The 23,448-nt window shown below is 69.0% G+C and carries 24 protein-coding genes and 1 riboswitch; of the genes, 12 read left to right on the forward strand and 12 right to left on the reverse strand.

The window, feature by feature from the left end:
- Position 1: 1 nt before the first annotated feature.
- Both QQX04_RS07395 and sdhC read right to left on the reverse strand, forming a co-directional pair.
- Entirely contained in the window at positions 2-457 is a 456-nt protein-coding gene (locus QQX04_RS07395) for a succinate dehydrogenase/fumarate reductase transmembrane subunit (RefSeq protein ID WP_436968467.1), read from the reverse strand.
- Positions 457-837, reverse strand: a complete 381-nt coding sequence (gene sdhC, locus QQX04_RS07400; RefSeq protein WP_301127759.1) for a succinate dehydrogenase, cytochrome b556 subunit — start codon at positions 835-837, stop codon at positions 457-459. Before sdhC ends, QQX04_RS07395 begins: the two co-directional genes overlap by 1 nt.
- A 48-nt stretch (positions 838-885) precedes the next feature.
- Between sdhC and QQX04_RS07405 the strand changes: the two genes are divergently transcribed.
- The 9 genes from QQX04_RS07405 to QQX04_RS07445 all read left to right on the forward strand — a co-directional run bounded on the left by QQX04_RS07405 (position 886) and on the right by QQX04_RS07445 (position 11,174).
- Positions 886-1,983, forward strand: a complete 1,098-nt coding sequence (locus QQX04_RS07405) for a mannose-1-phosphate guanylyltransferase (protein WP_301127760.1) — start codon at positions 886-888, stop codon at positions 1,981-1,983.
- A gap of 143 nt (positions 1,984-2,126) precedes the next feature.
- A complete protein-coding gene (locus QQX04_RS07410; RefSeq protein WP_301127761.1) occupies positions 2,127-3,173 on the forward strand; it encodes a BMP family lipoprotein in 1,047 nt (348 codons plus the stop codon).
- 131 nt (positions 3,174-3,304) lie between these two features.
- Positions 3,305-4,819, forward strand: a complete 1,515-nt coding sequence (locus tag QQX04_RS07415) for an ABC transporter ATP-binding protein (protein WP_301127763.1) — start codon at positions 3,305-3,307, stop codon at positions 4,817-4,819.
- The gene (locus QQX04_RS07420; protein WP_436968468.1) at positions 4,816-6,036 is read left to right on the forward strand and encodes an ABC transporter permease; all 1,221 of its coding nucleotides are present in this window, start codon (positions 4,816-4,818) and stop codon (positions 6,034-6,036) included. Before QQX04_RS07415 ends, QQX04_RS07420 begins: the two co-directional genes overlap by 4 nt.
- The gene (locus tag QQX04_RS07425) at positions 6,033-7,346 is read left to right on the forward strand and encodes an ABC transporter permease (RefSeq protein ID WP_301127765.1); all 1,314 of its coding nucleotides are present in this window, start codon (positions 6,033-6,035) and stop codon (positions 7,344-7,346) included. The genes QQX04_RS07420 and QQX04_RS07425 overlap by 4 nt, the downstream gene beginning before the upstream one ends.
- A 5-nt stretch (positions 7,347-7,351) precedes the next feature.
- On the forward strand, positions 7,352-7,750 hold the full coding sequence (locus tag QQX04_RS07430) for a cytidine deaminase (protein WP_301127767.1): 399 nt from the start codon (positions 7,352-7,354) through the stop codon (positions 7,748-7,750).
- Between the two features lie 5 nt (positions 7,751-7,755).
- Entirely contained in the window at positions 7,756-9,066 is a 1,311-nt protein-coding gene (locus QQX04_RS07435; protein ID WP_301127770.1) for a thymidine phosphorylase, read from the forward strand.
- Positions 9,066-10,094: a hypothetical protein gene (locus QQX04_RS07440; protein WP_301127772.1), complete on the forward strand. Its 1,029-nt coding sequence runs from the start codon at positions 9,066-9,068 to the stop codon at positions 10,092-10,094. The genes QQX04_RS07435 and QQX04_RS07440 overlap by 1 nt, the downstream gene beginning before the upstream one ends.
- Before the next feature lie 9 nt (positions 10,095-10,103).
- A complete protein-coding gene (locus QQX04_RS07445) occupies positions 10,104-11,174 on the forward strand; it encodes an adenosine deaminase (protein WP_301127774.1) in 1,071 nt (356 codons plus the stop codon).
- 21 nt (positions 11,175-11,195) lie between these two features.
- Here the strand turns inward: QQX04_RS07445 and QQX04_RS07450 are convergent, their stop codons facing one another.
- Positions 11,196-11,510, reverse strand: coding sequence for a DMT family transporter (locus QQX04_RS07450; protein ID WP_301127779.1), 315 nt, complete (start codon positions 11,508-11,510; stop codon positions 11,196-11,198).
- Positions 11,511-11,521: 11 nt separating this feature from the next.
- Positions 11,522-11,583, reverse strand: a riboswitch (guanidine-III (ykkC-III) riboswitch).
- A gap of 54 nt (positions 11,584-11,637) precedes the next feature.
- Here QQX04_RS07450 and deoC point away from each other — a divergent pair.
- On the forward strand, positions 11,638-12,330 hold the full coding sequence (gene deoC / locus QQX04_RS07455) for a deoxyribose-phosphate aldolase (protein WP_301127781.1): 693 nt from the start codon (positions 11,638-11,640) through the stop codon (positions 12,328-12,330).
- 93 nt (positions 12,331-12,423) lie between these two features.
- Here deoC and QQX04_RS07460 read toward each other — a convergent pair whose 3' ends face one another.
- On the reverse strand, positions 12,424-12,912 hold the full coding sequence (locus tag QQX04_RS07460; protein ID WP_301127783.1) for a hypothetical protein: 489 nt from the start codon (positions 12,910-12,912) through the stop codon (positions 12,424-12,426).
- 194 nt (positions 12,913-13,106) lie between these two features.
- Here QQX04_RS07460 and QQX04_RS07465 point away from each other — a divergent pair, with 194 nt between their 5' ends.
- On the forward strand, positions 13,107-15,464 hold the full coding sequence (locus QQX04_RS07465; protein ID WP_301127785.1) for an ATP-binding cassette domain-containing protein: 2,358 nt from the start codon (positions 13,107-13,109) through the stop codon (positions 15,462-15,464).
- Here QQX04_RS07465 and QQX04_RS07470 read toward each other — a convergent pair.
- From QQX04_RS07470 to QQX04_RS07480, 3 genes are read right to left on the reverse strand one after another with little or no spacing between them, the layout of a single operon-like run.
- Positions 15,457-16,125 (reverse strand): SanA/YdcF family protein, encoded by a 669-nt coding sequence (locus tag QQX04_RS07470; protein WP_301127787.1) that lies wholly within the window; start codon positions 16,123-16,125, stop codon positions 15,457-15,459. The two genes, QQX04_RS07465 and QQX04_RS07470, sit on opposite strands and share 8 nt — an antisense overlap.
- A 3-nt stretch (positions 16,126-16,128) precedes the next feature.
- Positions 16,129-17,835 carry a phospho-sugar mutase gene (locus QQX04_RS07475; protein WP_301127789.1) on the reverse strand — a complete coding sequence of 569 codons (1,707 nt, stop codon included), beginning with the start codon at positions 17,833-17,835 and terminating at the stop codon, positions 16,129-16,131.
- Positions 17,836-18,633 carry a purine-nucleoside phosphorylase gene (locus QQX04_RS07480; RefSeq protein ID WP_301127794.1) on the reverse strand — a complete coding sequence of 266 codons (798 nt, stop codon included), beginning with the start codon at positions 18,631-18,633 and terminating at the stop codon, positions 17,836-17,838.
- 134 nt (positions 18,634-18,767) lie between these two features.
- On the opposite strand from QQX04_RS07480, the gene QQX04_RS07485 reads away from it, so the two are divergent.
- Entirely contained in the window at positions 18,768-20,162 is a 1,395-nt protein-coding gene (locus tag QQX04_RS07485; protein ID WP_301127796.1) for an NAD(P)H-quinone dehydrogenase, read from the forward strand.
- Between the two features lie 172 nt (positions 20,163-20,334).
- On the opposite strand, the gene QQX04_RS07490 is transcribed toward QQX04_RS07485, so the two are convergent.
- The 5 genes from QQX04_RS07490 to QQX04_RS07510 all read right to left on the reverse strand — a co-directional run bounded on the left by QQX04_RS07490 (position 20,335) and on the right by QQX04_RS07510 (position 23,380).
- On the reverse strand, positions 20,335-20,667 hold the full coding sequence (locus QQX04_RS07490; RefSeq protein ID WP_301127797.1) for a hypothetical protein: 333 nt from the start codon (positions 20,665-20,667) through the stop codon (positions 20,335-20,337).
- Between the two features lie 276 nt (positions 20,668-20,943).
- Entirely contained in the window at positions 20,944-21,387 is a 444-nt protein-coding gene (locus QQX04_RS07495) for a hypothetical protein (RefSeq protein WP_301127798.1), read from the reverse strand.
- Positions 21,388-21,659: 272 nt separating this feature from the next.
- Positions 21,660-21,812 (reverse strand): integrase core domain-containing protein, encoded by a 153-nt coding sequence (locus QQX04_RS07500; RefSeq protein WP_436968469.1) that lies wholly within the window; start codon positions 21,810-21,812, stop codon positions 21,660-21,662.
- 27 nt (positions 21,813-21,839) lie between these two features.
- A complete protein-coding gene (locus QQX04_RS07505; RefSeq protein WP_301127799.1) occupies positions 21,840-22,835 on the reverse strand; it encodes a pirin family protein in 996 nt (331 codons plus the stop codon).
- A gap of 167 nt (positions 22,836-23,002) precedes the next feature.
- Positions 23,003-23,380: a hypothetical protein gene (locus QQX04_RS07510; RefSeq protein ID WP_301127800.1), complete on the reverse strand. Its 378-nt coding sequence runs from the start codon at positions 23,378-23,380 to the stop codon at positions 23,003-23,005.
- Positions 23,381-23,448: the final 68 nt, after the last annotated feature.

Raw genomic sequence — 23,448 nt, forward strand, 5'->3', positions numbered from 1 at the left:
GTCAGGCGGCCACGGTGGCGCAGAAGCTGGGCAGCAGGGACGGGTCGGCATCGACAGGGCACGGGTCGAAGGTCCAGATGACCAGCGAGCCGAGGACGATGACCACGGCCACCGCCACCCCGAGCACGCCCATCAGCACCGTGCGGGTCGTCTTCCTGTGAGCGTAGTCGTTGATGAGCAGCCTCATGCCGTTGCCCCCGTGCAGCATGGCGAGGACGAGCATGAGGAAGTCGGCCCACTGCCACCACCAGTCGGCCCACTTGCCGGCGACGAAGGCGAAGTCGATCTGGCTGACGCCGTCGCCCGTGATGAGGTTGACGAACAGGTGGGTGAAGATCAGCAGGATCAGGATGGCGCCGGAGAAGCGCATGAACATCCACGACCAGCGCTCGGCCTGGCGGCGCATGCGGCCGGAGCGGATGCGCTCGCGCGGGGTGGTGAGGTCAGGTGCGGTCATCATTCACCTCCGAAGACGTGACCGAGGTGCACGGGGAGGAAGCCCGCCATGAGCACGACGAAGATGATCCACACCGCCCAGGCGAGCTTCTTCTGGTGGCGCAGCGCCCAGGTGGAGTTATCGACCGCGATGATGCGCAGGCCGTTGAACGCGTGAAGGATGATCGCGGCGACCAGGCCGGCCTCGACGAGGCCGTAGATGGGCGTCTTGTACGTGCCGATGACCTCGTTGTACGCCTCAGGCGAGACGCGCACGAGCGCGGTGTCGGTGACGTGGATCAGCAGGAAGAAGAAGATCGCCACGCCCGTGGAGCGATGGACGAGCCACATCCACATGCCTTCATGGCCGCGGTACAGCGTCGGTGCAGGGGACACTCTCATCCCTTCGTCGTTGATGGATGACCTGATTTTCATCCTAGTGTGGGACCTGTGACTCATGCGACACCCGCTTTGGAGCCCATTTCCGACCTGGTCGCCGTCGTCCCTGCAGGGGGCGTCGGCTCGAGGCTGTGGCCGTTGTCCCAGCCGACGCGCCCCAAGTTCCTGCTGGATCTGCTCGGCACCGGGAGCACCTTGATCCAGGACACGGTGACCCGCCTGTCGGCGCTGACCGACGAGGTCTACATCGTCACCGGTGCGCGGCATGCCGACGCCGTCGCCGCGCAGGTGCCGCAGGTGCCGCAGGAGCTGCTGATCGCCGAGCCGAGCCCGCGCGACTCGATGGCGGCGATCGCGCTCGCGGCCGCGGTGATCGAGCAGCGCCGTGGGCCGTCGATCATGGGTTCGTTCGCCGCCGACCATGTCATCACGGAGACGCAGGCGTTCGCCGAGGCCGTCGCGACCGCCGTCGCGGCAGCGCGCACGGGCAAGGTCGTCACGATCGGCATCGAGCCGACGGAGCCGTCGAGCGCGTTCGGGTACATCCGTCAGGGCAGCGGCCTTGAGGGTGTCGCCGGGGCGATGGACGTCCGGGAGTTCACAGAGAAGCCGGACCCGGAGACCGCGGCGCAGATGCTCGCGGACGGCGGGTACGTCTGGAACGCCGGCATGTTCGTCGTCAGCACCGACGTGCTGCTCGGCCACCTCGCACGGCTGCAGCCGACGCTCGCGGAGGGCGTGCGACGTATCGCTGCCGCGTGGGACGGGCCGGAGCGTGCGGCAGTGCTCGACGAGGTGTGGCCTACGCTCACCAAGATCGCTATCGACCACGCGATCGCCGAGCCGGTCGCGGCCGAGGGCGGAGTGGCAGTGGTGCCGGCGTCGCTCGGGTGGCACGACATCGGCGACTTCGACTCGCTCGCGTCGATGCTGACGCCCGACGCTCAGGGCGTCATCTCCGTCGGCCGCACGGCGCCCGCAGCGATGGTCAAGGCCAGCGGCGCGACGGTCGTGGGGGGCGACAGGCCCGTCGTGGTCGTCGGCGTGGACGACGCGGTGGTCGTCGAGACCGACGAGGCCCTCCTGGTGACCACGCGGCAGGCGGCCCAGGCCGTCAAGGACGCTGCTACCAGCATCTCTGGACTCTGACCTGCGCCTCCGTGCCGGATCGTGACCGATTCGTTGCACTTGGACGTCGCCGAGGACGGAATCTGAAACATTTCGCGCGTAGGGTGAGTTTCGACGCTCAGCCTGGCGTCACCCTGGCCAGACATAGTGAGGAACCAACACTCATGAAGAACACCCTGCGCTTCGGCGCGATCGCCGCCGCCGGCGCGATCGTGCTCGCAGCCTGCTCGTCGGCGCCGGAGGAGACCTCCTCCTCGCCCACCGAGACCGCTGCTGAGACCACCGACTACAAGGCCTGCATGGTCTCCGACTCCGGTGGCTTCGACGACGCGTCGTTCAACCAGGCGGGCTACGAGGGCCTGCAGACCGTCTCTGCCGACCTCGGCATCGAGATCAGCACCGCCGAGTCCACCTCGGACGCCGACTTCGCGCCGAACATCTCCGCGATGGTCGCCGACGGCTGCGACCTGACCATCACCGTCGGCTTCCTGCTCGGTGACGCGACCGCTGAGGCCGCCGCCGCCAACCCCGACTCGGACTTCGCGATCATCGACTTCGCGTACGAGGAGCCGATCGACAACGTCAAGCCGCTGATCTTCGACACCGACGAGGCCGCGTTCCTCGCGGGCTACGGTGCCGCTGCCGCGTCGCAGACCGGCGTGGTGGGCACCTTCGGTGGCCTCCAGATCCCGACCGTCACCATCTTCATGGACGGCTTCCTCGCGGGTGTCGAGCAGTACAACGCTGACAACGGCGCTGACGTCACCGTGCTCGGATGGGACGGCGAGACCGGCTCGTTCACCGGCGACTTCTCCGACACCACGAAGGGCCAGTCGACGGCTCAGGGCTTCATCGACCAGGGTGCGGACATCATCCTCCCGGTCGCCGGCCCCGTCGGCCTGGGTGCCGCCGCTGCCGCTGAGGCCGCTGGCGACGTGTGGATCATCGGTGTGGACTCCGACTGGACCCTCACCACTGACTACGCGGACATCATCCTGACCTCGATCATGAAGCAGATGGGCCCCGCGGTCTACGACGTCGTGAACGACGCCGCTGCCGGCTCCGGCTTCTCCTCGGAGCCCTACGTCGGCACCCTCGAGAACAACGGTGTCGGCCTTGCTGACTGGGCCGCTGGCGTTCTCGACGACACCACGGTGTCCGAGCTCGAGGCGATCTCGGCAGGCATCATCGACGGCTCCATCGAGCCGTAAGCAACAACGGTCGGACCAGGTCCGACGCGAGGGGCGCGCTGCGTGGACGCGGCGCGCCCCTCGTGCTTGACTGACCCTGGATGCCACTCCGATGGCGGGGTGCGCGCAGGAACTGTGAAAGGCAGTGACGAGTGAAACTCGAACTGAAGGGGATTACGAAGCGCTTCGGCACCTTCACCGCCAACGACTCGATCGATCTGGTGGTCGAGCCGGGCAAGGTGCATGCGCTTCTGGGCGAGAACGGCGCCGGCAAGTCGACGCTGATGAACGTCCTGTTCGGACTGTACGTCGCCGACGAGGGCGAGGTGCTTCTGGACGGCAAGCCGGCCGACTTCGACGGCCCCGGCGACGCGATGGCCGCAGGCATCGGCATGGTGCACCAGCACTTCATGCTCGTGCCGCCGTTCACCGTCGCGGAGAACGTGATGCTGGGCCACGAGCAGGTCAAGGGCGCCGCGAAGCTGCTCGACCTCGAGGCGGCCCGCGCGAAGGTCAAGGAGATCTCCGACCGCTTCAAGTTCGACGTGGACCCCGACGCCGTGATCGAGGACCTTCCCGTCGGCGCGCAGCAGCGCGTCGAGATCATCAAGGCGCTCTCACGTGACGCAAAGATCCTGATCCTGGATGAGCCCACCGCTGTGCTCACCCCGCAGGAGACCGACGAGCTCCTGTCGATCGTCAAGGACCTCCGCGACGCCGGCACCGCCGTCGTCCTCATCACGCACAAGCTGCGCGAGGTCCAGGCCGTGGCCGACACCATCACGGTGATCCGCCGCGGCAAGGTGGTCGGCACCGCCGAGCCCACCGCCTCGCAGGCAGAGCTCGCCTCGCTCATGGTCGGCCGCGACGTCTCCATGACGGTCGACAAGGACGAGGCGAAGCCGGGCAAGGTCATGCTCACCGTCGACGACCTCTCGGTCGTGGACGAGGAGGGCATCGCCCGCCTCAAGCACGTCAGCTTCAACGTCCGCGCGGGCGAGATCCTCGCGATCGCAGGCGTGCAGGGCAACGGTCAGACCGAGCTCGCCGAGGCGCTGCTGGGCGTGGTCCCCACCACCGCCGGCACCGCCATGCTCGACGGCGAGATCATCACCGACAAGCCCATCAAGGACGTGCTGCACTCCGGCATGGGCTTCGTGCCCGAGGACAGGACCGAGGACGGCCTGGTCGCCAGCTTCACGATCGCCAACAACCTCATCCTCGACCTCCACGACAAGGCCCCGTACGCCAAGGGCATGGCGCTCCAGCCGAAGGTCATCGCCGAGGAGGCGGAGAAGCACGTGGAGCAGTTCGACGTGCGCACCACCTCGATCGAGGCGACCGCAAGCTCGCTCTCGGGCGGAAACCAGCAGAAGGTCGTGCTCGCCCGCGAGCTCTCACGACCGCTCAAGCTGCTGATCGCCTCGCAGCCCACGCGAGGACTGGACGTCGGCTCCATCGAGTTCGTCCACAAGCGCATCATCGCCGAGCGCGATGGCGGCGCGGCGGTCATCATCGTCAGCTCCGAGCTCGACGAGGTCCTGGCGCTCGCCGACCGCATCGCCGTGATGTACCACGGCGAGATCGTCGGCATCGTCCCGCCGGACACCGACCGCGACACCCTCGGCCTCATGATGGCCGGAGCACACGAGGAGGAGGCGGCGTGAGCGCCGAGGCAGTGAAGAAGAGCGACGACGCCCCGTCGCAGGAGGGCCGCGACTGGCGCGGTCTGCTCCGCGAGATCACCGAGAGCTCGTGGATCGTCGTGGTGCTGGCCGTGGTCGCGTCGCTGGTCATCGGTGGACTGCTCATCATCTTCGCGGACCCAGCCGTGGCCGAGGCCGCCCGGTACTTCTTCGCGCGGCCGATGGACACCTTCGCCGCAGCGTGGGAGGCGGTCTCGAGCGCCTACACCGCCATGTTCCGCGGGTCGATCTGGAACTACAGCGGCGACACCTTCGTGCAGCAGTTCCGCCCCTTCACCGAGACGCTCACCATGGCGACGCCCCTGATCTTCGCGGGTCTCGGTCTCGGCATCGGCTTCCGCGCCGGCCTGTTCAACATCGGTGCGCAGGGCCAGATCATCATGGGCGCCATGCTCGGAGGCTGGGTCGGCTTCGCGTGGCACCTGCCCGTCGGCCTGCACCTGCTGGTCGCCGTCGTCGCCTCGATGCTCGGAGGCGCGCTGTGGGGCTTCATCCCCGGCATCCTCAAGGCCAAGACCGGCGCGCATGAGGTGATCGTCACGATCATGCTCAACTACGTGGCGGCCAACCTGCTCGCGTACGCGCTCAGCACCGACGCGTTCCAGCGTCCCGGCTCGGACAACCCGCAGTCGCCAGTCGTCGACACCACTGCGCAGTACCCGCTGATCCTGGGGGAGAGCTACCGCCTGCACCTGGGCTTCCTGCTCGCGCTCGCCGCGGCTTTCGGAGTCTGGTGGCTCATGGAGCGCTCCACGTGGGGCTTCCGCTTCCGCGCCGTCGGCGCCAACCCGCGCGCCGCGCGCACCGCCGGCATGAACGTCTCCTTCGGCATCATCGCCGTCATGACGATCGCCGGTGGACTCGCCGGACTCGCGGGCTCCGCACAGGTGCTCGGCACTGAGAAGGCGCTCACCGCAGGCATCGCTGGATCGTTCGGATTCGACGCCATCACGGTGGCGTTGCTCGGCCGATCCCGTCCGCTCGGGACCGTCCTCGCCGGAATCCTGTTCGGTGCGTTCCGCGCCTCCGGCCCCACCCTCCAGGTGGCGGCCCAGCTGCCCGTGGACATCGTCCTCATCCTCCAGTCGCTGATCGTGCTGTTCATCGCGGCACCGCCCCTGGTGAGGTTCCTCTTCCGACTCCCCACCCCGACGAACGAGAAGGTGGTGGCGGCATGACCACGACGCTCGAAGCTCCGCAGACCGAGCAGCCCGACGCTGACGTCGCGTCGGGGCCCAGCTGGAAGATCCCGATCCTGCTCGGGGTCGTCGGCCTCATCGCCTTCATCCTGTTCGGGCTCGGCACGCCCAGCGGCACCCACACGACCTTCGTCGTCTCCCGCGGGTCCGACGCGATCCAGATCCCTTCGTGGGCCGTGCCTGCGCAGGCGTTCGCGCTGTTCCTCACCATCTCCGCGCTGCTCCTCGCCGGAGTCTCCGCGTGGGGCGTGGCCACGCGCCGCAAGCTCGGCTCGTGGGTGCCGATCCTGTTCGGCCTCGCGATCATCGCGTCGATCCTGGTGTGGGCCGGTGCGGGCAAAACCGCGACGTCCATCCAGGTGACGGGCCTGCTCATCGGCACCGTCGTCCTCGCGACGCCGCTCGTCTTCGGTGCCCTCGCGGGCATGGTGTGTGAGCGCTCCGGCGTGGTCAACATCGCGATCGAGGGTCAGCTGCTGTCCGGCGCCTTCATGGCCGCGCTCGTCGCAGGCGCCGTCGCGGGAGCCACCGGCTCCTCCACGGTGGGCGCCTACGCGGGCCTGCTTGCCGCGCCCCTCGCGGGAGCACTGCTCGGCGCCATGCTCGCCCTGTTCGCGGTCCGCTACTGGGTGGACCAGATCGTCGTCGGCGTCGTGCTCAACGTGCTCGCCGTGGGTCTCACGAACTTCTTCTTCGGCACCGTCATGAGGGAGAACCCGGACCTCAACCGCGCGATCGGACTGCCCGACATCACGATCCCGCTGCTGTCCGACATCCCGGTCGTCGGTCCGGTGTTCTTCGACCAGAACCTGCTCGTGTACGCGATGTACGCGCTCGTGATCATCTTCAACGTGATGCTCTTCAAGTCGCGCTGGGGCCTGCGCGTGCGCGCCGTCGGCGAGCACCCCAAGGCCGCGGACACCGTCGGCATCAAGGTGAACCGCACCCGCGTGCGCAACACCATCCTCGGTGGCGCCATCGCCGGCCTCGGCGGCGCGTTCTTCACGGTCGCCTCCGGACTCGCGTTCAACAAGGAGATGACGGGCGGCAAGGGCTACATCGCCCTCGCCGCGATGATCCTCGGCCGGTGGAGCCCCAAGGGCGCCCTGGCGGCGGCCATGCTGTTCGGCTTCGCTGACTCGCTCCGCGAGCAGTTCGGCATCATCGGCACGTCGATCCCGTCGCAGTTCCTGGCGATGCTGCCGTACCTGGCGACCATCTTCGCGGTCGCCGGTCTCGTGGGCCACGTGCGCCCGCCGGCCGCCGAGAACATCCCGTACAAGAAGTAGGTCGGATGACAGACATCGACTGGGAGGCGCTGCGTGCCGCCGCACGCGAGGCGTCGACCCGTGCCTATGTCCCGTACTCGAAGTACCCGGTGGGCGCCGCCGCGCTCACCGACACCGGTGCGATCGTCACGGGCGCCAACGTGGAGAACGCGAGCTACGGCCTCACGCTGTGCGCCGAGTGCGCGCTCGTGTCCAAGCTGCACACCGACGCGCTCGGCAAGCGGCTCGTCGCGTTCGCATGCGTGGACGCAGCGGGCTCGCCGCTGCAGCCGTGCGGCCGGTGCCGTCAGCTCCTGTACGAGTTCGGCGGCGACGCGCTGCTGATCGACGGGCCCGACGGCACCCTCACCATGAACGACATCCTTCCCTGGGCCTTCGGGCCCCAGCACCTCGAGGAGAGCTGATCCCCATGGCCGAGCGCCACGACGCCGTCGAGGTCATCATCGCCAAGCGCGATGGTGGCGTCCTGACCGACGACCAGATCGACTGGGTCGTCGATGCCTACACGAGGGGAGTCGTCGCTGACGAGCAGATGAGCTCGCTCGCGATGGCGATCCTGCAGCGCGGCATGACCCGCGAGGAGATCGCTCGCTGGACGCAGGCGATGATCAACACGGGCGAGCGGCTCGACTTCTCGTCGCTCAGCCGGCCCACCGCCGACAAGCACTCGACCGGTGGCGTGGGCGACAAGATCACCCTGCCGCTCGCGCCCCTCGTCGCCGCATGCGGCGTCGCGGTGCCGCAGCTGTCGGGCCGCGGGCTCGGCCACACGGGCGGCACGCTCGACAAGCTCGAGTCGATCCCCGGCTGGCGCGCGTCGGTCTCCAACGAGGAGATGATGGCGCAGCTCGAGGGCGTCGGCGCCGTGGTCTGCGCGGCCGGTTCGGGCCTCGCGCCCGCGGACAAGAAGCTGTACGCGCTGCGCGACGTCACCGGCACGGTCGAGGCGATCCCGCTGATCGCGTCGTCGATCATGTCCAAGAAGATCGCCGAGGGCACCGGCGTGCTGGTGCTCGACGTGAAGGTCGGCAGCGGCGCGTTCATGAAGGACATCGACTCGGCGCGCGAGCTCGCGCGGACCATGGTGGACCTCGGCACCGACGCGGGCGTGCGCACGTCCGCTCTGCTGACCGACATGAGCACCCCGCTCGGCCGCGGCATCGGCAACGCGCTGGAGGTCGAGGAGTCGCTCGAGGTGCTCGCCGGCGGCGGACCCGCCGACGTGGTCGAGCTGACCGTCGCGCTCGCCCGCGAGATGCTTGCCGGCGCTGGCGTCACCGACGTCGACCCGGCGGAGGCGCTCAAGGACGGCCGCGCGATGGACGCGTGGAACGCGATGATCCGCGCGCAGGACGGCGACCCGACCGCCCCCATGACCCAGGCGGAGCACGTCGAGGAGGTCCGGGCGGATCGCGACGGCGTCATCACCCGCATGGATGCTCTGGGCACCGGTATCGCGGCGTGGCGCCTCGGCGCAGGCCGCGCGCGCAAGGAGGACCCCGTGCAGGCAGGCGCCGGCATGTACCTCCACAAGACGCTCGGCGAGACCGTCAAGAAGGGTGACGTCATCGCCACCCTCCACACCGAGACCGCGGACCGCATGCCGCGAGGGCTGCAGGCCCTCGAGGAGGCGTGCGGCGGCGCAGGCGCGATCGAGATCGGCGACACCGCCCCCGAGCGTGCCATCGTCATGGATCGGATCGGCACCGCCACCCACTGATGGGTTGGACGCTGACGTCGGTGGTCGCCCGGACGCTTCGGCCTCTCGGGTGGGGCCGACGTTGGCTCGGTGACGACGCACGGGCCCACGCGGCTCAGGTGATCGCTTCGCGTCCTCGCGAGCGGCTCGCGGCCCTGCGCGCGTGGGAGCGTCGCCTCGACACGTCCTCGCGGGCCGACCGCCGGGCGCTCGAGACCGCCCGCGCCGAGCTGGGCGACGACGGTGACGTGATCGTGCGGGCCGGCGCCACGGGCGCCCCGGTCGACGCGATCGCCGCCCTCGCCTCGGGCTGGCGGCGGCTCACCGCCGACGCGAAGGCGGCCGCGCGTGATCCTCTGGCCGACGCCGATGGGGCTCGAGTCGAGGGGCCGGTCGCCTTCGGCGTCGTCACCGCGCGGCAGGTCGACGAGACCACGTGCGGAGCGGCGACGCTCGGGATGCTCCACGCTGTCACCGACCCGTTCGTGGCCGTGTGGATCGTCGCCGGGCGCCTCTTCGCGGGCTACACGCCGGAGCCCGTCGCGGCAGCCATCATCGAAGGCGGTCGACCCGCCGCGGACATCGAAGGCAGATGGGCGCAGCTGCAGCGCGGGCAGCACGAGGAGGTCACGAGCAGAGCGCTCGGGCTCCTCTCGTGGCCACGATCGCTGGGCACGCCTCCGTGGCGACTCGCGCAGCTCGCGCGGCCCTACGGGGTGAGGTATCGCTCCGCGGTGCTCGACGACAGGTCGGCCGACGCGTCGTCCAGCCTGGTGGTCCACGCCGCGGCCGCGCTCACGGACGGTCTCCCTGTCCCGCTGTACTCGGCGGGCGACTCGGACCTGGGGCTCGACACCGTCGTCCCCAGGCATGTGATCCTGCTGGTCGAGGCGCGTAAGGACGGCTTCCTCGCGTATGAGCCCGGCAAGGGTGCGCTGATGCGCCTCAGCGTGGACGCGTTCCGCGGACCGGGACCGCGCGTGCGGGCGCTCGGCAACTGGAGCCGCGTGTCGTGGCTCGCGATGCCATCACCGGCGCGGCCGCACTAGCCTGTGAGCATGACTCTCACCCCCGACGAGATCCGCGCCCTTCCCAAGGTCGTCCTCCACGACCACCTCGACGGCGGTGTCCGCGTCGAGACCCTCATCGAGCTGGCAGGCGAGATCGGCTACGCGCTGCCGACCGTCGAGCCTGAGCTGCTCGCCAAGGAGTTCGTGGCGAACGCCAACTCTGGGTCCCTTGAGAAGTACCTCGAGGCGTTCGTGCACACCGCGGCGGTGATGCAGACGGCGGAGAACCTCACGCGGATCGCCCGCGAGGCTGTCGTGGACCACGCGCGCGATGGCGTGATCTACCTGGAGCTTCGCTACGCCCCCGAGCTGCACTGCGAGCAGGGGCTCATCATGCAGGAGGTCGTGGACGCGGTGCAGGCCGGCATCGAGGAGGGCGTCTCCGAGGCGCTCGAGCAGGGGTACACGATCCGCGCGGCGGCGCTGCTGTGCGCGATGCGGCAGACCGACCGCTCCCTCGAGGTGGCCGAGCTGGCGCTGGCGAACTGGGGGACCGGCTGCGTCGGGTTCGACATCGCCGGCCCCGAGGCGGGCTTCCCGCCCGCCAAGCACGCGCCGGCGTTCTCGCTGCTTCGCGACGAGCTGTTCCCGGTGACGATCCACGCGGGCGAGGCCGACGGCCTGGGCTCGCTCGGGCAGGCGCTCGGCCTGGGTGCGGCGCGCCGCATCGGCCACGGCGCGCGCATCACGGAGGACATCACGGACTTCGGCACCGAGATGCCGGTGTTCGGCCACATCGCGCAGTACGTCCTGGACCAGCAGATCCCGCTCGAGATGTGCCCCACGTCGAACGTGCACACGGGGACGGCGCCTTCGATCGCGGAGCACCCGATCCACGAGCTGCGTGATCTCGGCTTCGCGGTCACGATCAACACCGACGACAAGCTGATGTCGGGCATCGACATGGTGAGCGAGTTCCAGGAGCTCGTGGATGCGGGCTGGTCCAAGACGGACCTGTTCGAGGCGACCCTGGCTGCGGCTTGGGGTGCGTTCCTGCCCTACGACGAGCGCGCGGACCTCGCGGACCTGATCGTCGAGGGCTACGGGATGGACGAGTAGCGGGCGCTTCCGCCGCGCGCCTCAGTGCGTGAGCTTGAGTCCCACGACGCACGCGACGATCCCGAGGATCAGCGCGATCCGCAGCAGCGACGCGGGCTCCGCGCCGGTGATCATCGCGTAGGTGACGGTCAGCGCGGCGCCGATCCCCACCCAGATCGCGTACGCGGTGCCCACGGGCAGGGACCGCAACGCATAGGCGAGCCCGCCCATGGACGCGAGCAGGGCGACGGCGAAGATCGCGGTGGGCCACGGGCGTGTGAACCCCTCGGACTTGCTGAGCGCTGTCGCCCAGACGGCCTCGAGCACGCCAGAGAGGATGAGGATGATCCAGGACATGAGGTCTCTCCTGTGAGACGTCTTGTCGCTGGCCGGGTACGTCACTTCGTCCGGGAGCCGTGGTCGGCTCTGCCCCGATGATCGCAAAGGCGCCACCGGGGTGCAACTCCCGCCGTAGGCTGGGGTCATGACACTTTCCCGCGCAGAGCTCGCCCAGTACGTCGACCACACCCTCCTCAAGCCGGAGTCCACTCCTGCCGACGTCGCGGCGCTGGTCGCGGAGGGCGCCGCGCTCGGCGTCTTCTCGGTGTGCGTCTCGCCGTCGATGCTTCCGATCGCGACGCCCGAGGGCCTGGCGGTGGCCACGGTGTGCGGCTTCCCGTCGGGCAAGCACCACTCGGCGGTCAAGGCCGCGGAGGCTGCGCTGAGCATCGAGCAGGGTGCCGATGAGGTGGACATGGTGATCGACATCGCCGCCGCGAACGAGGGTCGCTTCGACGACGTGCAGGCCGACGTGGCCGCAGTGCGCGCCGCGGTGCCCGCGGGCAAGATCCTCAAGGTCATCATCGAGTCGGCGGCGCTGTCGGACGAGGCGATCGTGGGCGCGTGCCAGGCGTCGGAGGCCGCGGGAGCGGACTTCGTGAAGACCTCGACGGGCTTCCACCCCGCGGGCGGTGCCTCGGCCCACGCGGTCAAGCTGATGGCTGACACGGTGGGCGGACGCCTGGGCGTGAAGGCGTCGGGCGGCATCCGCACGGCCGACGCGGCGCTCGCCATGATCGAGGCCGGCGCGACCCGTCTGGGCTTGTCCGGCACGGCGGCGGTGCTCGACGGTCTCGACGGCGTGGTCGTCGAGGACTCGGGCGACGGCGGCTACTAGGCCTCGGATCGCGTCGAACGCGGCCCGCTGGGCACGGACGCCCAGTCGGAAATCCCTGGGAACTGTGTCTCAGCGAGTCGCGCGGTGGCGCGGTCAGTCGAAGTGGATCTGGCCGGCGTAGTCGAGGTCGAAGCTCGGGCCAGTCCAGGTGCCGTGGCCGTGCACGTCTGCGAGGTCACCCGCACCGTCAACGACGGTCCAAGTACCTTCCCAGACTGCGTCGCTCGGCCCGCATACCGTCGAGGTCTGCTTGCCGACGAACCTCATCAGCATGGTTCCCTCCTGGCCTTCGACACTGCCGGTGAAGTCGATCGTGCCGTGAACTGAGGTCAGGTACATGCCGGTGTGCTTCAGGTGGCACACGACGACGAAATCGTCGTCGGCTTCGCCCTCGAAGGTGCCCTCGAAGAATGAGTGCTCCGTGCCGTACGCGAACGTGGTGTTTCCCGCGTCGCGAAAGTCGAGCCCGGTGAGGAAGTAGGTCCAGTCGCCTTCGGCATCGGACGGTGGTCCCGCCAGGGCTGGCGCGGCGCCCATGAGCAGCGCGCACGTCACCAGCGGAATCGTCAATAGACGTTTCATGATCGGTCCTCCGTTGAAATGGGTGGGATGGGATATCTGCTCTCCACATCACCCCCTCTCGGCGGCCCTCCCTTCGATGCTAGTTCCGTACGGTCGCCGACGGGTGGTGACCGCGGCGCGCACTGCGTCGTCCCTGGTGCGACAATCCTTCAAGGACGCGCGCGCCACCCGGAGGCAGACGCGGGGGAGGCAGCATGAGCGACCACGTCGCTGACAGCCACGACCTGATCAGGGTGCGCGGCGCGAGCGAGAACAACCTGAAGAGCGTCTCCGTCGATATCCCGAAGCGTCGGCTGACGGCCTTCACCGGAGTGTCGGGGTCGGGCAAGTCGTCCCTGGTGTTCGACACGATCGCCGCCGAGTCGCGGCGCATGATCAACGAGACGTACTCGTCCTTCATCCAGGGGTTCATGCCTTCCCAGCAGCGGCCGGACGTGGACCTCCTGGAGGGTGTGACGACCGCGATCATCGTGGATCAGGAGCCGATGGGCGCGAACGTGCGGTCCACCGTCGGCACGGCGACGGACGTGCATGCGATGCTCCGCATCCTCTACTCGCGCCTGGGCGAGCCGCAGGTGGGCCCGCCGCAGGCGTTCTCATTCAACGTCGCCACATCGTCGGGCTCCGGCTCGGCGACGGTGACGCGCAAGGACGGGACGACGGTGCGCGAGCGCCGCGAGTACTCGGTGACCGGCGGGATGTGCGTCCGCTGCGAGGGCACCGGCCGCGTGAGCGAGCTGGACCTCACCCAGGTCTTCGACGACTCGAAGTCGCTCGCGGAGGGCGCCCTCACCATTCCCGGGTACACGGCCGACGGGTGGGCCGTCCGGATCTACACGGAGTCCGGCTTCCTGGACCCCGACAAGAAGATCAAGGACTACTCCAAGCGCGAGCGGGACGACCTCCTTTACAAGGAGCCGACCAAGGTCAAGATGGCCGGCATCAACATGACGTACGAGGGTCTGATCCCCAAGATCCAGAAGTCGATGCTGTCCAAGGATCGCGACGCGATGCAGTCCCACATCAGGGCGTTCGTGGATCGCGCGGTCACGTTCCAGACCTGCCCCGACTGCGACGGCACGCGCCTGAGCGCGCTGGCCCGCTCCTCCAAGGTGGGAGGCAAGGGCATCGACGAGCTCGCGCAGATGCAGATCTCGGACCTTGCGGTGTGGATGCGCAAGCTGGATGCCCCGTCCGTCGGCCCGCTGCTAGATTCGCTGCGCGACACGCTCGACTCATTCGTGGAGATCGGCCTCGGCTACCTGTCGCTCGACCGGGCCGCAGGGTCGCTCTCGGGTGGCGAGGCACAGCGGACCAAGATGATCCGCCATCTCGGGTCGTCGCTCACGGACATCACCTACGTGTTCGACGAGCCGACGATCGGCCTGCACCCGCACGACATCCAGCGCATGAACGGCCTGCTTGAGCAGCTGCGCGACAAGGGCAACACGGTGCTGGTGGTGGAGCACAAGCCGGAGACGATCGCGATCGCCGACCATGTGATCGACCTCGGCCCGGGCGCTGGCACAGCGGGTGGCGAGATCTGCTTCGAGGGCACGGTCGACGGGCTGCGCGCCTCGGACACCCTCACGGGCAAGCACCTGGGCTACAGGGCAGCGCTCAAGGAGTCGGTCCGTACCGGCAAGGGTGCGATCGAGATCAGAGGCGCGTCTGCGAACAACCTGCAGGATGTGGACGTCGACATCCCGCTCGGCGTCCTCACCGTCGTCACGGGCGTCGCGGGCTCGGGCAAGAGCTCGCTCATCCACGGCTCCATCCCGGCCGACGAGGGCGTCGTCACCGTCGATCAGCGCCCCATCAAGGGGTCGCGCCGTTCCAACCCGGCCACGTACACGGGCGCGCTCGAACCGATCCGGAAGGCGTTCGCCAAGGCAAACGGCGTGAAGCCCGCCCTGTTCAGCGCCAACTCGGAGGGGGCCTGTCCTGTCTGTAACGGCGCGGGGATGATCTACACGGAGCTGGGCGTCATGGAGACCGTCGCCAGCACGTGCGAGGCCTGCGAGGGCCGACGCTTCAACGACGAGGTCCTGACCTACACCTTGGCCGGTCGGTCCATCGCCGACGTGCTGGAGATGCCGGTCGTCGATGCACACGCGTTCTTCTCGGAGGGCGACGCGAAGAACCCCGCGGCGGCGAAGATGCTGGGGCACCTGGTCGACGTGGGGGTCGGGTACCTGGCGCTCGGCCAGCCGCTCACGACGCTCTCGGGCGGCGAGCGGCAGCGCCTCAAGCTGGCGACGCACATGGCGGAGAAGGGCGGCGTCTACGTCTTGGACGAGCCGACGACGGGCCTCCACCTGGCCGACGTCGAGAACCTCCTCGCGCTGCTGGACCGGCTCGTGGACTCAGGCAAGACGGTCATCGTGATCGAGCATCACCAGGCGGTCATGGCTCACGCCGACTGGATCATCGACCTGGGCCCGGGTGCAGGGCACGACGGCGGGCGCGTCGTCTTCGAGGGGACGCCCGCCGACCTGGTGGCCGACGCGTCGACCGTGACCGGGGAGCACCTCAAGTCGTACGTCAGCTGACGTCGGTCTCGTTGCGGCCGCGCGCCTGGTCGAGCATCGCCTTGGCGATCGCGGGCACCTCGCGAATGTTGCCGACGACGGTCGACCTGGTGGGGCGCGCGCCCGGGTAGCGTCCCTGGGTGTCCAGGCCCATCTGGTCGCACAGCCACACCGCGCGCGGAAGGTGGAACTCCTGGGTCGCGACGACCACCGAGGAGACGTCGTAGACGTCGCGCGCGCGCTGGCACGACGAATAGGTGTCGAGTCCGAGCGGGTCCTCGATGATCGCGTCCGCCGGCACGCCCATGTCCTCGGCGACCTGCCGCATGATGGTCGGCTCCCCGAAGCCGGACGAGTCGTCGCCGTCGCCGCTCATGATCAGGGTGTCGACCTCGCCCGCCTGGTACAGGGCGACGCCCACCTCGATGCGCTCGCGGAGGAACCTGGAGGGGGTGCCGTCCTCGTAGACGCGTGCGCCCAGGACGAGCGCCGCGTCGGCGTGATCCGCGGGGGTGCCAGTCTTGGCGATCTCGGGAGCGGTGACGAGACGCGTGTACATCCACGGAGAGGCGATGATCGCGGGCACCAGGACGACGGCGGCGATCACCCAGCGCCAGCGCGGGTGCAGACGTTCGCGCGGGAGCATTCGCGGGCGTCGCTCCCGCGCGAACGTATCTGCCATGCGTTACAGCCCGAGCGCGCCGTGGACGTCAGAGTCGAGCGCGTCCATCGCGGCCGTGGCACGCTCTCGGGCGGCGCGCACGTCGCCGTCCTCACCGAGGGGCTCGATGACCTCGAGGTACGCCTTGACCTTCGGCTCGGTGCCGGAGGGGCGGATGATGACGCGAGCGCCCGACGCGGTGGCCAGGTGCAGGCCCGTCGTCGGGGGGAGGCCCTGGAAGCCCTCGCCCATGTCGTCGGTCGCGACCACGTCGGACCCGCCGAGCGAGGCCGGGGGAGCGGACAGGAGCCGGTCCATGGTCTCGCCGATGAGGGCGATGTCCGCGAAGCGGGCCGAGACCTGGCGGGTGAGGTACACGCCGTAGGCACGCGCGAGGTCGTCGATCGCGTCGGCGAGCGTGCGGCCTGCGGCCTTCAGCTCGGCCACGTAATCGGCCATGACGACGGCGGCCGAGATGCCGTCCTTGTCGCGGACCATGTCAGGGGCGACGCAGTAGCCGAGCGCCTCCTCGTAGCCGTAGACCAGGCCCTCCTCGCGGGAGATCCACTTGAACCCGGTGAGGGTGTGGCGGTAGCCGAGCCCGTACCGCTCAGCGATCGCGGAGAGCTGCTGAGACGAGACGACGGAGTTGCCGACGACGGCGCCCTCCGGATGGCCGCCCCGTGAGGAGATCCGCTCGCCCAGGAGGGAGCCGACGACGTCGCCGTGGAGCATGGTCCAGCGGCCGTCGATGATCGTCGCGACGGCAGCCCGGTCGGTGTCGGGGTCGTTGGCGATCACGACGTCGGCGTCGACCGACTCGGCGAGCGCCAGCGCGAGGTCGATCGCGCCCTTCTCCTCGGGGTTCGGGAACGAGACGGTGGGGAAGTCGGGGTCCGGCTTCTCCTGCTCGGGCACGGTGTGGAGGTCGGTGAACCCGGCGGTGCGCAGGGCGCGCTCGACGGTCTGGGCACCCACGCCGTGCAGCGGGGTGAGGACGATGCGAAGGTTCGCACGCGCGTCGGCCACGTCGCCCTCGGGAGCGCCGGCGACGGCACCCGCCGCGGCGACGTACTGGTCGACGACGTCCTCGCCCAGCACGGTCCAGCCCTCGACGGCGCGCTCGACCGACTCGACGGTCTCGACCGCGGCGATCCGCGCGGCGATCTTCGCGTCGTAGGGCGGCACGATCTGGGCGCCCTGGCCGGAGTCGGTGACGACGCGTCCGCCCAGGTAGACCTTGTAGCCGTTGTCCTGCGGCGGGTTATGGCTGGCAGTGACCATCACTCCCGCGTCGGCGTCGAGGACGCGCGTCGCGTAGGCGAGCACGGGCGTCGGCAGAAGACGGGGGAGCAGCAGCGCCTCGTGACCTGCCGCGGTCATGACGGCCGCGGTGTCCTTGGCGAACTGCTCCGAGCCGTGACGGGCGTCGTAGCCGATCGCGACGCGGGCCGGGGCATCTCCGAGCTCCTCCTTGAGGAAGGCGGCGAGGCCGGCGGCGGCGCGGATCACCACGGCACGGTTCATGCGGTTGGGGCCGGCGCCGATCGCGCCTCGCAGCCCGGCGGTGCCGAACTGGAGCATGCCGCGGAAACGGTCGGCGAGGTCCACCTGCGCGGCGTCGTCGCCCATCTCGGCGGTCGCGATCACAGCCTCGAGCTCGCCCCGGGTCACGGGGTCGGGGTCGTCGTCGAGCCACGCCTTCGCGGTCTCGAGCAGTGCGGCGTCCATCTACATCACCTTCACGATCTCGGCGAGCAGGCGCGAGATGCGCGGAGCCGCCGCGGCGCCCGCGTCGAGCACCTCCTGGTGGTCAAGGGTCTCGCCGCCGAAGCCGGCGGCGAGGTTCGTGACGAGCGACAGGCCGAGGATCTCCATACCGGCCTCGCGCGCGGCGATCGACTCCAGCGCCGTGGACATGCCGACGAGGTCGGCGCCCAGGATCGCGGCCATGCGGACCTCGGCGGGCGTCTCGTACTGCGGGCCGGTGAACTGCATGTAGACGCCCTCGGGCAGGTCCGCGTCGATGGTGTGGGCAAGGTCGCGCAGTCGCGGTGTGTAGGTCTGGGTCATGTCGACGAAGGTCGCGCCCTCAAGCGGGGTGGCCGACGTGAAGTTGATGTGGTCCTTGAGCAGCACCACGGTGCCGGGCACGAAGTCGCGGTTCACGGAGCCGCACCCGTTGGTGACGACGAACTGGGTGCAGCCTGCGGCGGCGGCCATGCGGACCGCGTGCGCCACCGTCGACGCATCGCGCGACTGGTAGAAGTGCTGGCGGGCGCCGAGCGCGAGCACGGTGCGCCCGTTCGGGGTGCGGAACGAGCGGTGCACGGCGTGGTGGCCGGCCACCGCATGGCCGCTGAAACCAGGGATCTCGGCGGCGGGCACGGAGGCGATCTCCTCGCCCAGCAGCTCGGCGGCACCTCCCCACCCGGAGCCCAGGATCAGGGCGATGTCGTGCTTCTCGATGCCGGTCTTCTCGGCGAGGACGCGCGCCGCCTCAGCGGCGAAGTCGTGGGCTTCAGTCATGAGTCGAGCCTATCCGGGACCGGGTGCCACCGCCTTTCACTGGCCCGAGGCGGTCGTGAGTCTCCTGGGGGAGCCGGGGGCTCGCGTGCAGCGGTCGTGAGGCTCCTGTGGAGCGCATGTGACAGCATGGCGGAATGTCCCACGTCGTGATCCTCGGAGGCGGACCGGGCGGCTATGAGGCCGCGCTCGTCGCACGCAAGGCAGGAGCGCATGTCACGCTCATCGAACGTCAGGGGTTGGGCGGCAACGCTGTCCTGACCGACGTGGTGCCGTCCAAGACGGTCATCGCCACCGCGGAGTGGCGCAGCATCGCTGAGCGCGCCCCCGAGCTGGGCATCGTGGCCGACGACGGGCAGCCGGTCCGCACTCGCGTGCACCTGGCGGCGGTGAACGCCAGGGTGAAGCAGCTCGCCTCCAGGCAGAGCTCAGACATCCGTGCCCGCCTCGAGTCCGAGGGCGTGCGCGTGGTCGACGGGGAGGGAACGCTTTCCCCCGACGGCGCCGTCATCGTGGGGGAGGAGACGATCAAGGGTGATGCCCTGCTGCTCGCGCTCGGCGCGCGCCCTCGCAGGTTGGAGTCCGCAGCCCCCGACGGCGAGCGGATCCTCTCCTGGACGGATCTCTACGACCTGCCCGAGCTGCCGGAGCATCTGATCGTGGTGGGGTCCGGCGTGACCGGCGCGGAGTTCGCCGGTGCGTACGGGCTGCTCGGCTGCAAGGTGACGCTGATCGCCTCGCAGGATCGGGTGCTTCCGCGCGAGGACCCCGAGGCATCCGCGATGCTGACCGAGATCTTCAAGGGCCGCGGCATGACGCTCGTGGGCGGCCGTGCTGCTGCGGCAGAGCGCGTGGGCGACGGCGTGCGCGTCACCCTGGAGGACGGGACGACGATCGACGGTTCGCACTGCCTCATGGCGGTCGGCTCGGTGCCCAACACCGACGGGCTGGGTCTTGACGAGGCGGGCGTGACGCTCGACGACCGCGGCTACATCACCGTCGACAAGGTCTCCCGCACCTCGGCCCCGGGTATCTACGCGGCGGGCGACTGCACGGGCGTGCTGCCGCTCGCGTCGGTCGCGGCGGCGCAGGGGCGTATCGCGATGGCGCACGTGCTCGGCGATGCTGTCCACCCGCTGCACCTGGGTCACATGGCGTCCACGGTGTTCACCGCTCCCGAGATCGCGACCGTCGGCGCCTCCGAGGCTGACCTCAAGGCGCGAGGCATCTTCTACCGCGTCGAGCGGCTGGAGCTTGCCCGCAACCCGCGCGCGAAGATGTTGGGCATCGACCAGGGCTTCGTGAAGATCTTCGGGCACACGGTCACCGGGCACGTGCTGGGCGCCGTCATCGTCGGGTCGAGGGCTTCCGAGCACATCTACGCGCTGTCGCTCGCGGTCGCGCATCGGCTCACCGTGGATCAGGTGGCGGAGACCTTCACGGTCTACCCGTCGCTCTCAGGCACGACGGCCGAGGTCGCGCGCCGCCTGCATGGCATGCGGGAGGACGATCACATGGCGCGGGGGACCTGAGCCGGTCCGAAACCGATCGGTCTCGGGACACCTCGAGGGGGGGGAGTGGAGAGTCGCGTCGTGGGGAGCCGGGCGCCTCTCCGTGTGCCGCAGAGACCCGTCGCTTGGTGGCTGCGGGCACGGTGCTCCGCTAGGGCTCGGTGACACTGCGCCGGAACACGGACGTACTTCGCTAGTCCTGGTCTTGCGGCGAGCTTTCCACTGGCTCATCAGGGACGGCGAGCAGTTTGCCATCTCGTGAGACTCGCGCGGAACTGCCTGGGTAGACGTGACTGCGCGGCACGCTCCTGCCGGTTCTCTCGAGGTCGGTCGCAGGCAGAACGAACGTCTCTTCACCGCGAACGAGGATCGCGCACCAGACCTCTCCGCTGTCCTCATCGACCGAATGGCCGATAACGACAGCCTCGAGGTCCGCCAGGCGGTGCCGCCGCGACAGCGGCGCGTCGCGGAGCACGACGACTTCGAACGGCTCCGGCGGCCTGCGGTCCATCAGTGCGTCATCCACCCTCCGAGGCTAATGACCTGCACCGATGAGCTTGTCCATTTCTTCTGCGAGTGCGGACGTTCGGTGTTGTAGTGCTCGATCGATTGCTTGGACACACGCGGGTGAGCGCTGTGCGCCATCATGCGCACCTGCAGCGCGAGGTGTTGATCGCTAACGGTGGGGAGGAGCGAGAATCTCACTACTCCTCAAATCGGAGTCCGCGCCTATCAGCTGCGCTCGGGCCTGCCGCGGTCGAGCGGTTGCTGTGGGTCTTCCACCACGGTGGAATCGAGGCGGTCACTGCCGTAGTTGCAGCAGGTCGCGCACGAGGACGGCCTCTCGGTGTCCGACCTGAAATGTCTCTGACCCCAGGATGATCTCTGTGTATTCGCCGTCAACGCGATCAGTAACAGTGAGTTCGTAGTAGTTGTAGAAGCGAAGGCGACGTGCCGGTGGGAGTCGCACTGGCGCAAACTGCACCGTGGCGATCTGGTCGGGGCCAAACCCGATTGCATAAGTGCGTGCGTCGGAGACGATCGCGGGGCAAAGGAGGGCCATCGCCCAGAAGCTCCGTGACGGCAGAACCCTGATCCACTCACGCGCTTCTTGCGGAGTACCCAGCATGCCAACAATCCCGAACTGAACTTGTTTGCCCGTGCGACGGAACTTGGAGTAGTTAGTGAATGTCCTGGTGACACGGCGATCACTCTTGGTGACGCCGGTGGGCTCTTGAAGGTTCAAGGGAGGCTCCCGAGGTGATCGAGGAGCTCTGTTCCACCCCGCGACGTGCACGCATTGCGGTCACTTTCTGGCGGACAAAGTGGAGTGCCCTTCAACTCGTCAATGACCTGCCCCGATGAATTGGTCCACTGCGTCTGCGAGTAGATCGTGACCTGCCCCGATGAATTGGTCCACTTCGTCTGCGAGTAGATCGTGTTTACGGGCTGGGCGAAAGTGGCTTGGACTGGTCCAGTCGCAGTGTTGGTAGTCACTCTCACACACCCCCTCTCACGTCAGGCCGGCGCCTGTGACACGGATGTCGTGGCCGCCTGCTGGGCACAATAGCGCGCGAACGCCTGCGAGGTCTTCATCTTCAGTCCCGAGTGCGGACGTTCGGTGTTGTAGTGCTCGATCCATTGCCCGATCAACACGCGCGCCTCGGTCAACGAATGCAGCACCTCAGGGTTGATCCGCTACGCGCGCGGGCGCAGCCGGAGAGTCGGCAGCCGTGGGGCGGGGAGCGGCGCGAGTTCGCCCGGCGGGAAGGTTCCGAAGAGCGGAGGCTTGCCTCCGTCGCGCGGATCGGCCGGGTCGAATCCGAGCTCGGCCTGGTAGCGACGCCGGAACTCGACGATCTCGTCGTGGTCGCGGCCGACGAAGTTCCACCACATCACGATGCGTTCGCCGAGCGGGATGCCGCCCAGGAGGATGAGGCGCGCGCCGTCGGGGCCGGCGGCGAGGCGGATCGTGTCGGAGCCCGTCGGGACGTAGGCGAGTGAGCGGTGCGCGACCGTCGTGCCGTTGACCTGGACCTCAGCGTCCTCTGCGAGCACCGCGTGTTCGAAGTCGGCGCGGACGGTGATCGTCACGGCCGCGCCTGGCGCTAGCAGGAGCTCCGCGCCGAGGAGATCGGGCGTCCTGGTCTCGACCGGCGACCGCGATCCGAGCAGCTCCCCGAGGAAGACCCGCGCGGTGAGACCCGGCGCTGTGACGGGCTCGGGCGCGTAGCGGCGGAACTCGTTGTCGGTGAACCGGGTGCTCTCCGGCAGCGCGAACCACAGCTGGACCCCGTGGAGCGCGGTCGTGTCCGGGGTGCTGATCTCGGAGTGAGTGATGCCGCGGCCGGCGATCATCAGGTTCAGCTCGCCGGGGCGCACGGTCGCGGCGTTGCCGCCTGAGTCCAGGTGGTGGATCTCTCCGGTGAAGATCCAGCTCACCGTGGCGAGGCCGGTGTGAGGGTGGCGGGGCACGACCATGCCGCCAGAGTCGCTCACCTGGTCGGGGCCGTAGTGGTCCAGGAAGCACCACGCACCGACGAGCGAGCGCTGCTTCTGAGGGAGCGTCCGATAGACGGTCATGGCGCGCGGGCCGCCGAGCGGCACCTCGCGGGGCTCAAGCACCTCGATGCCGACGCAGGCCTGGCCCGGCTCGAGCACCGACTCTTGCGGTCGGGTTTCGAGGTTGCTCATCGGGTCAGCCCTCCCTCAGGATCCCGTGACTGTGCGAGGATGCGTCGTCCTGCCACGGCAGTACGAGCGTACGTGAGCGTGGGACAGGGCCGGTCAGACGCCGCAGAATCGAGTAGGTGCTCACGGTCGCTGACTTTCCGTGGGGATCTGCGAGCCGTCGTCGGCATCTAGCCCGGGCACAGGTCGCCCGTGATGGGGACGACGTAGACGTCGTACTCCTCGGCGTCGACGTAGTGCTCAAGGTCCGAGGTCGGCACGAGCGTCGATGAGTAGAACCCATCCTCTGGCGAGGCGGCCGTCCACAGTCGAAGGTTGTCGCCGACGGGCTGAAGAATGGAAGTCTCGAATGCCAGGGACTCACCTGGTTCGATCACGAAGTCGTCTCCGTCGAACACGTCTTTGCCTTCGGTGATGATCTCTTTCGTCACTCGCGCCCAGATGGTTGCGTCGCATTCACTGACGAGGTTGACCTTGACGTAGAAGCCGGGCCCGCCGTCGCAGGCGGCGACGCCCGCGATCACCGCGAGGGCGACGCCGACGCGCATCGCCCTCCTCGTGCGCGCGCTCGCGGCCTCGCGGAGTAGTGGGAGACCAGCTCTCGGTGTCACGTGTG

This window comes from Demequina zhanjiangensis, from assembly GCF_030418315.1.
In the GTDB taxonomy this organism is placed as follows: domain Bacteria; phylum Actinomycetota; class Actinomycetes; order Actinomycetales; family Demequinaceae; genus Demequina; species Demequina zhanjiangensis.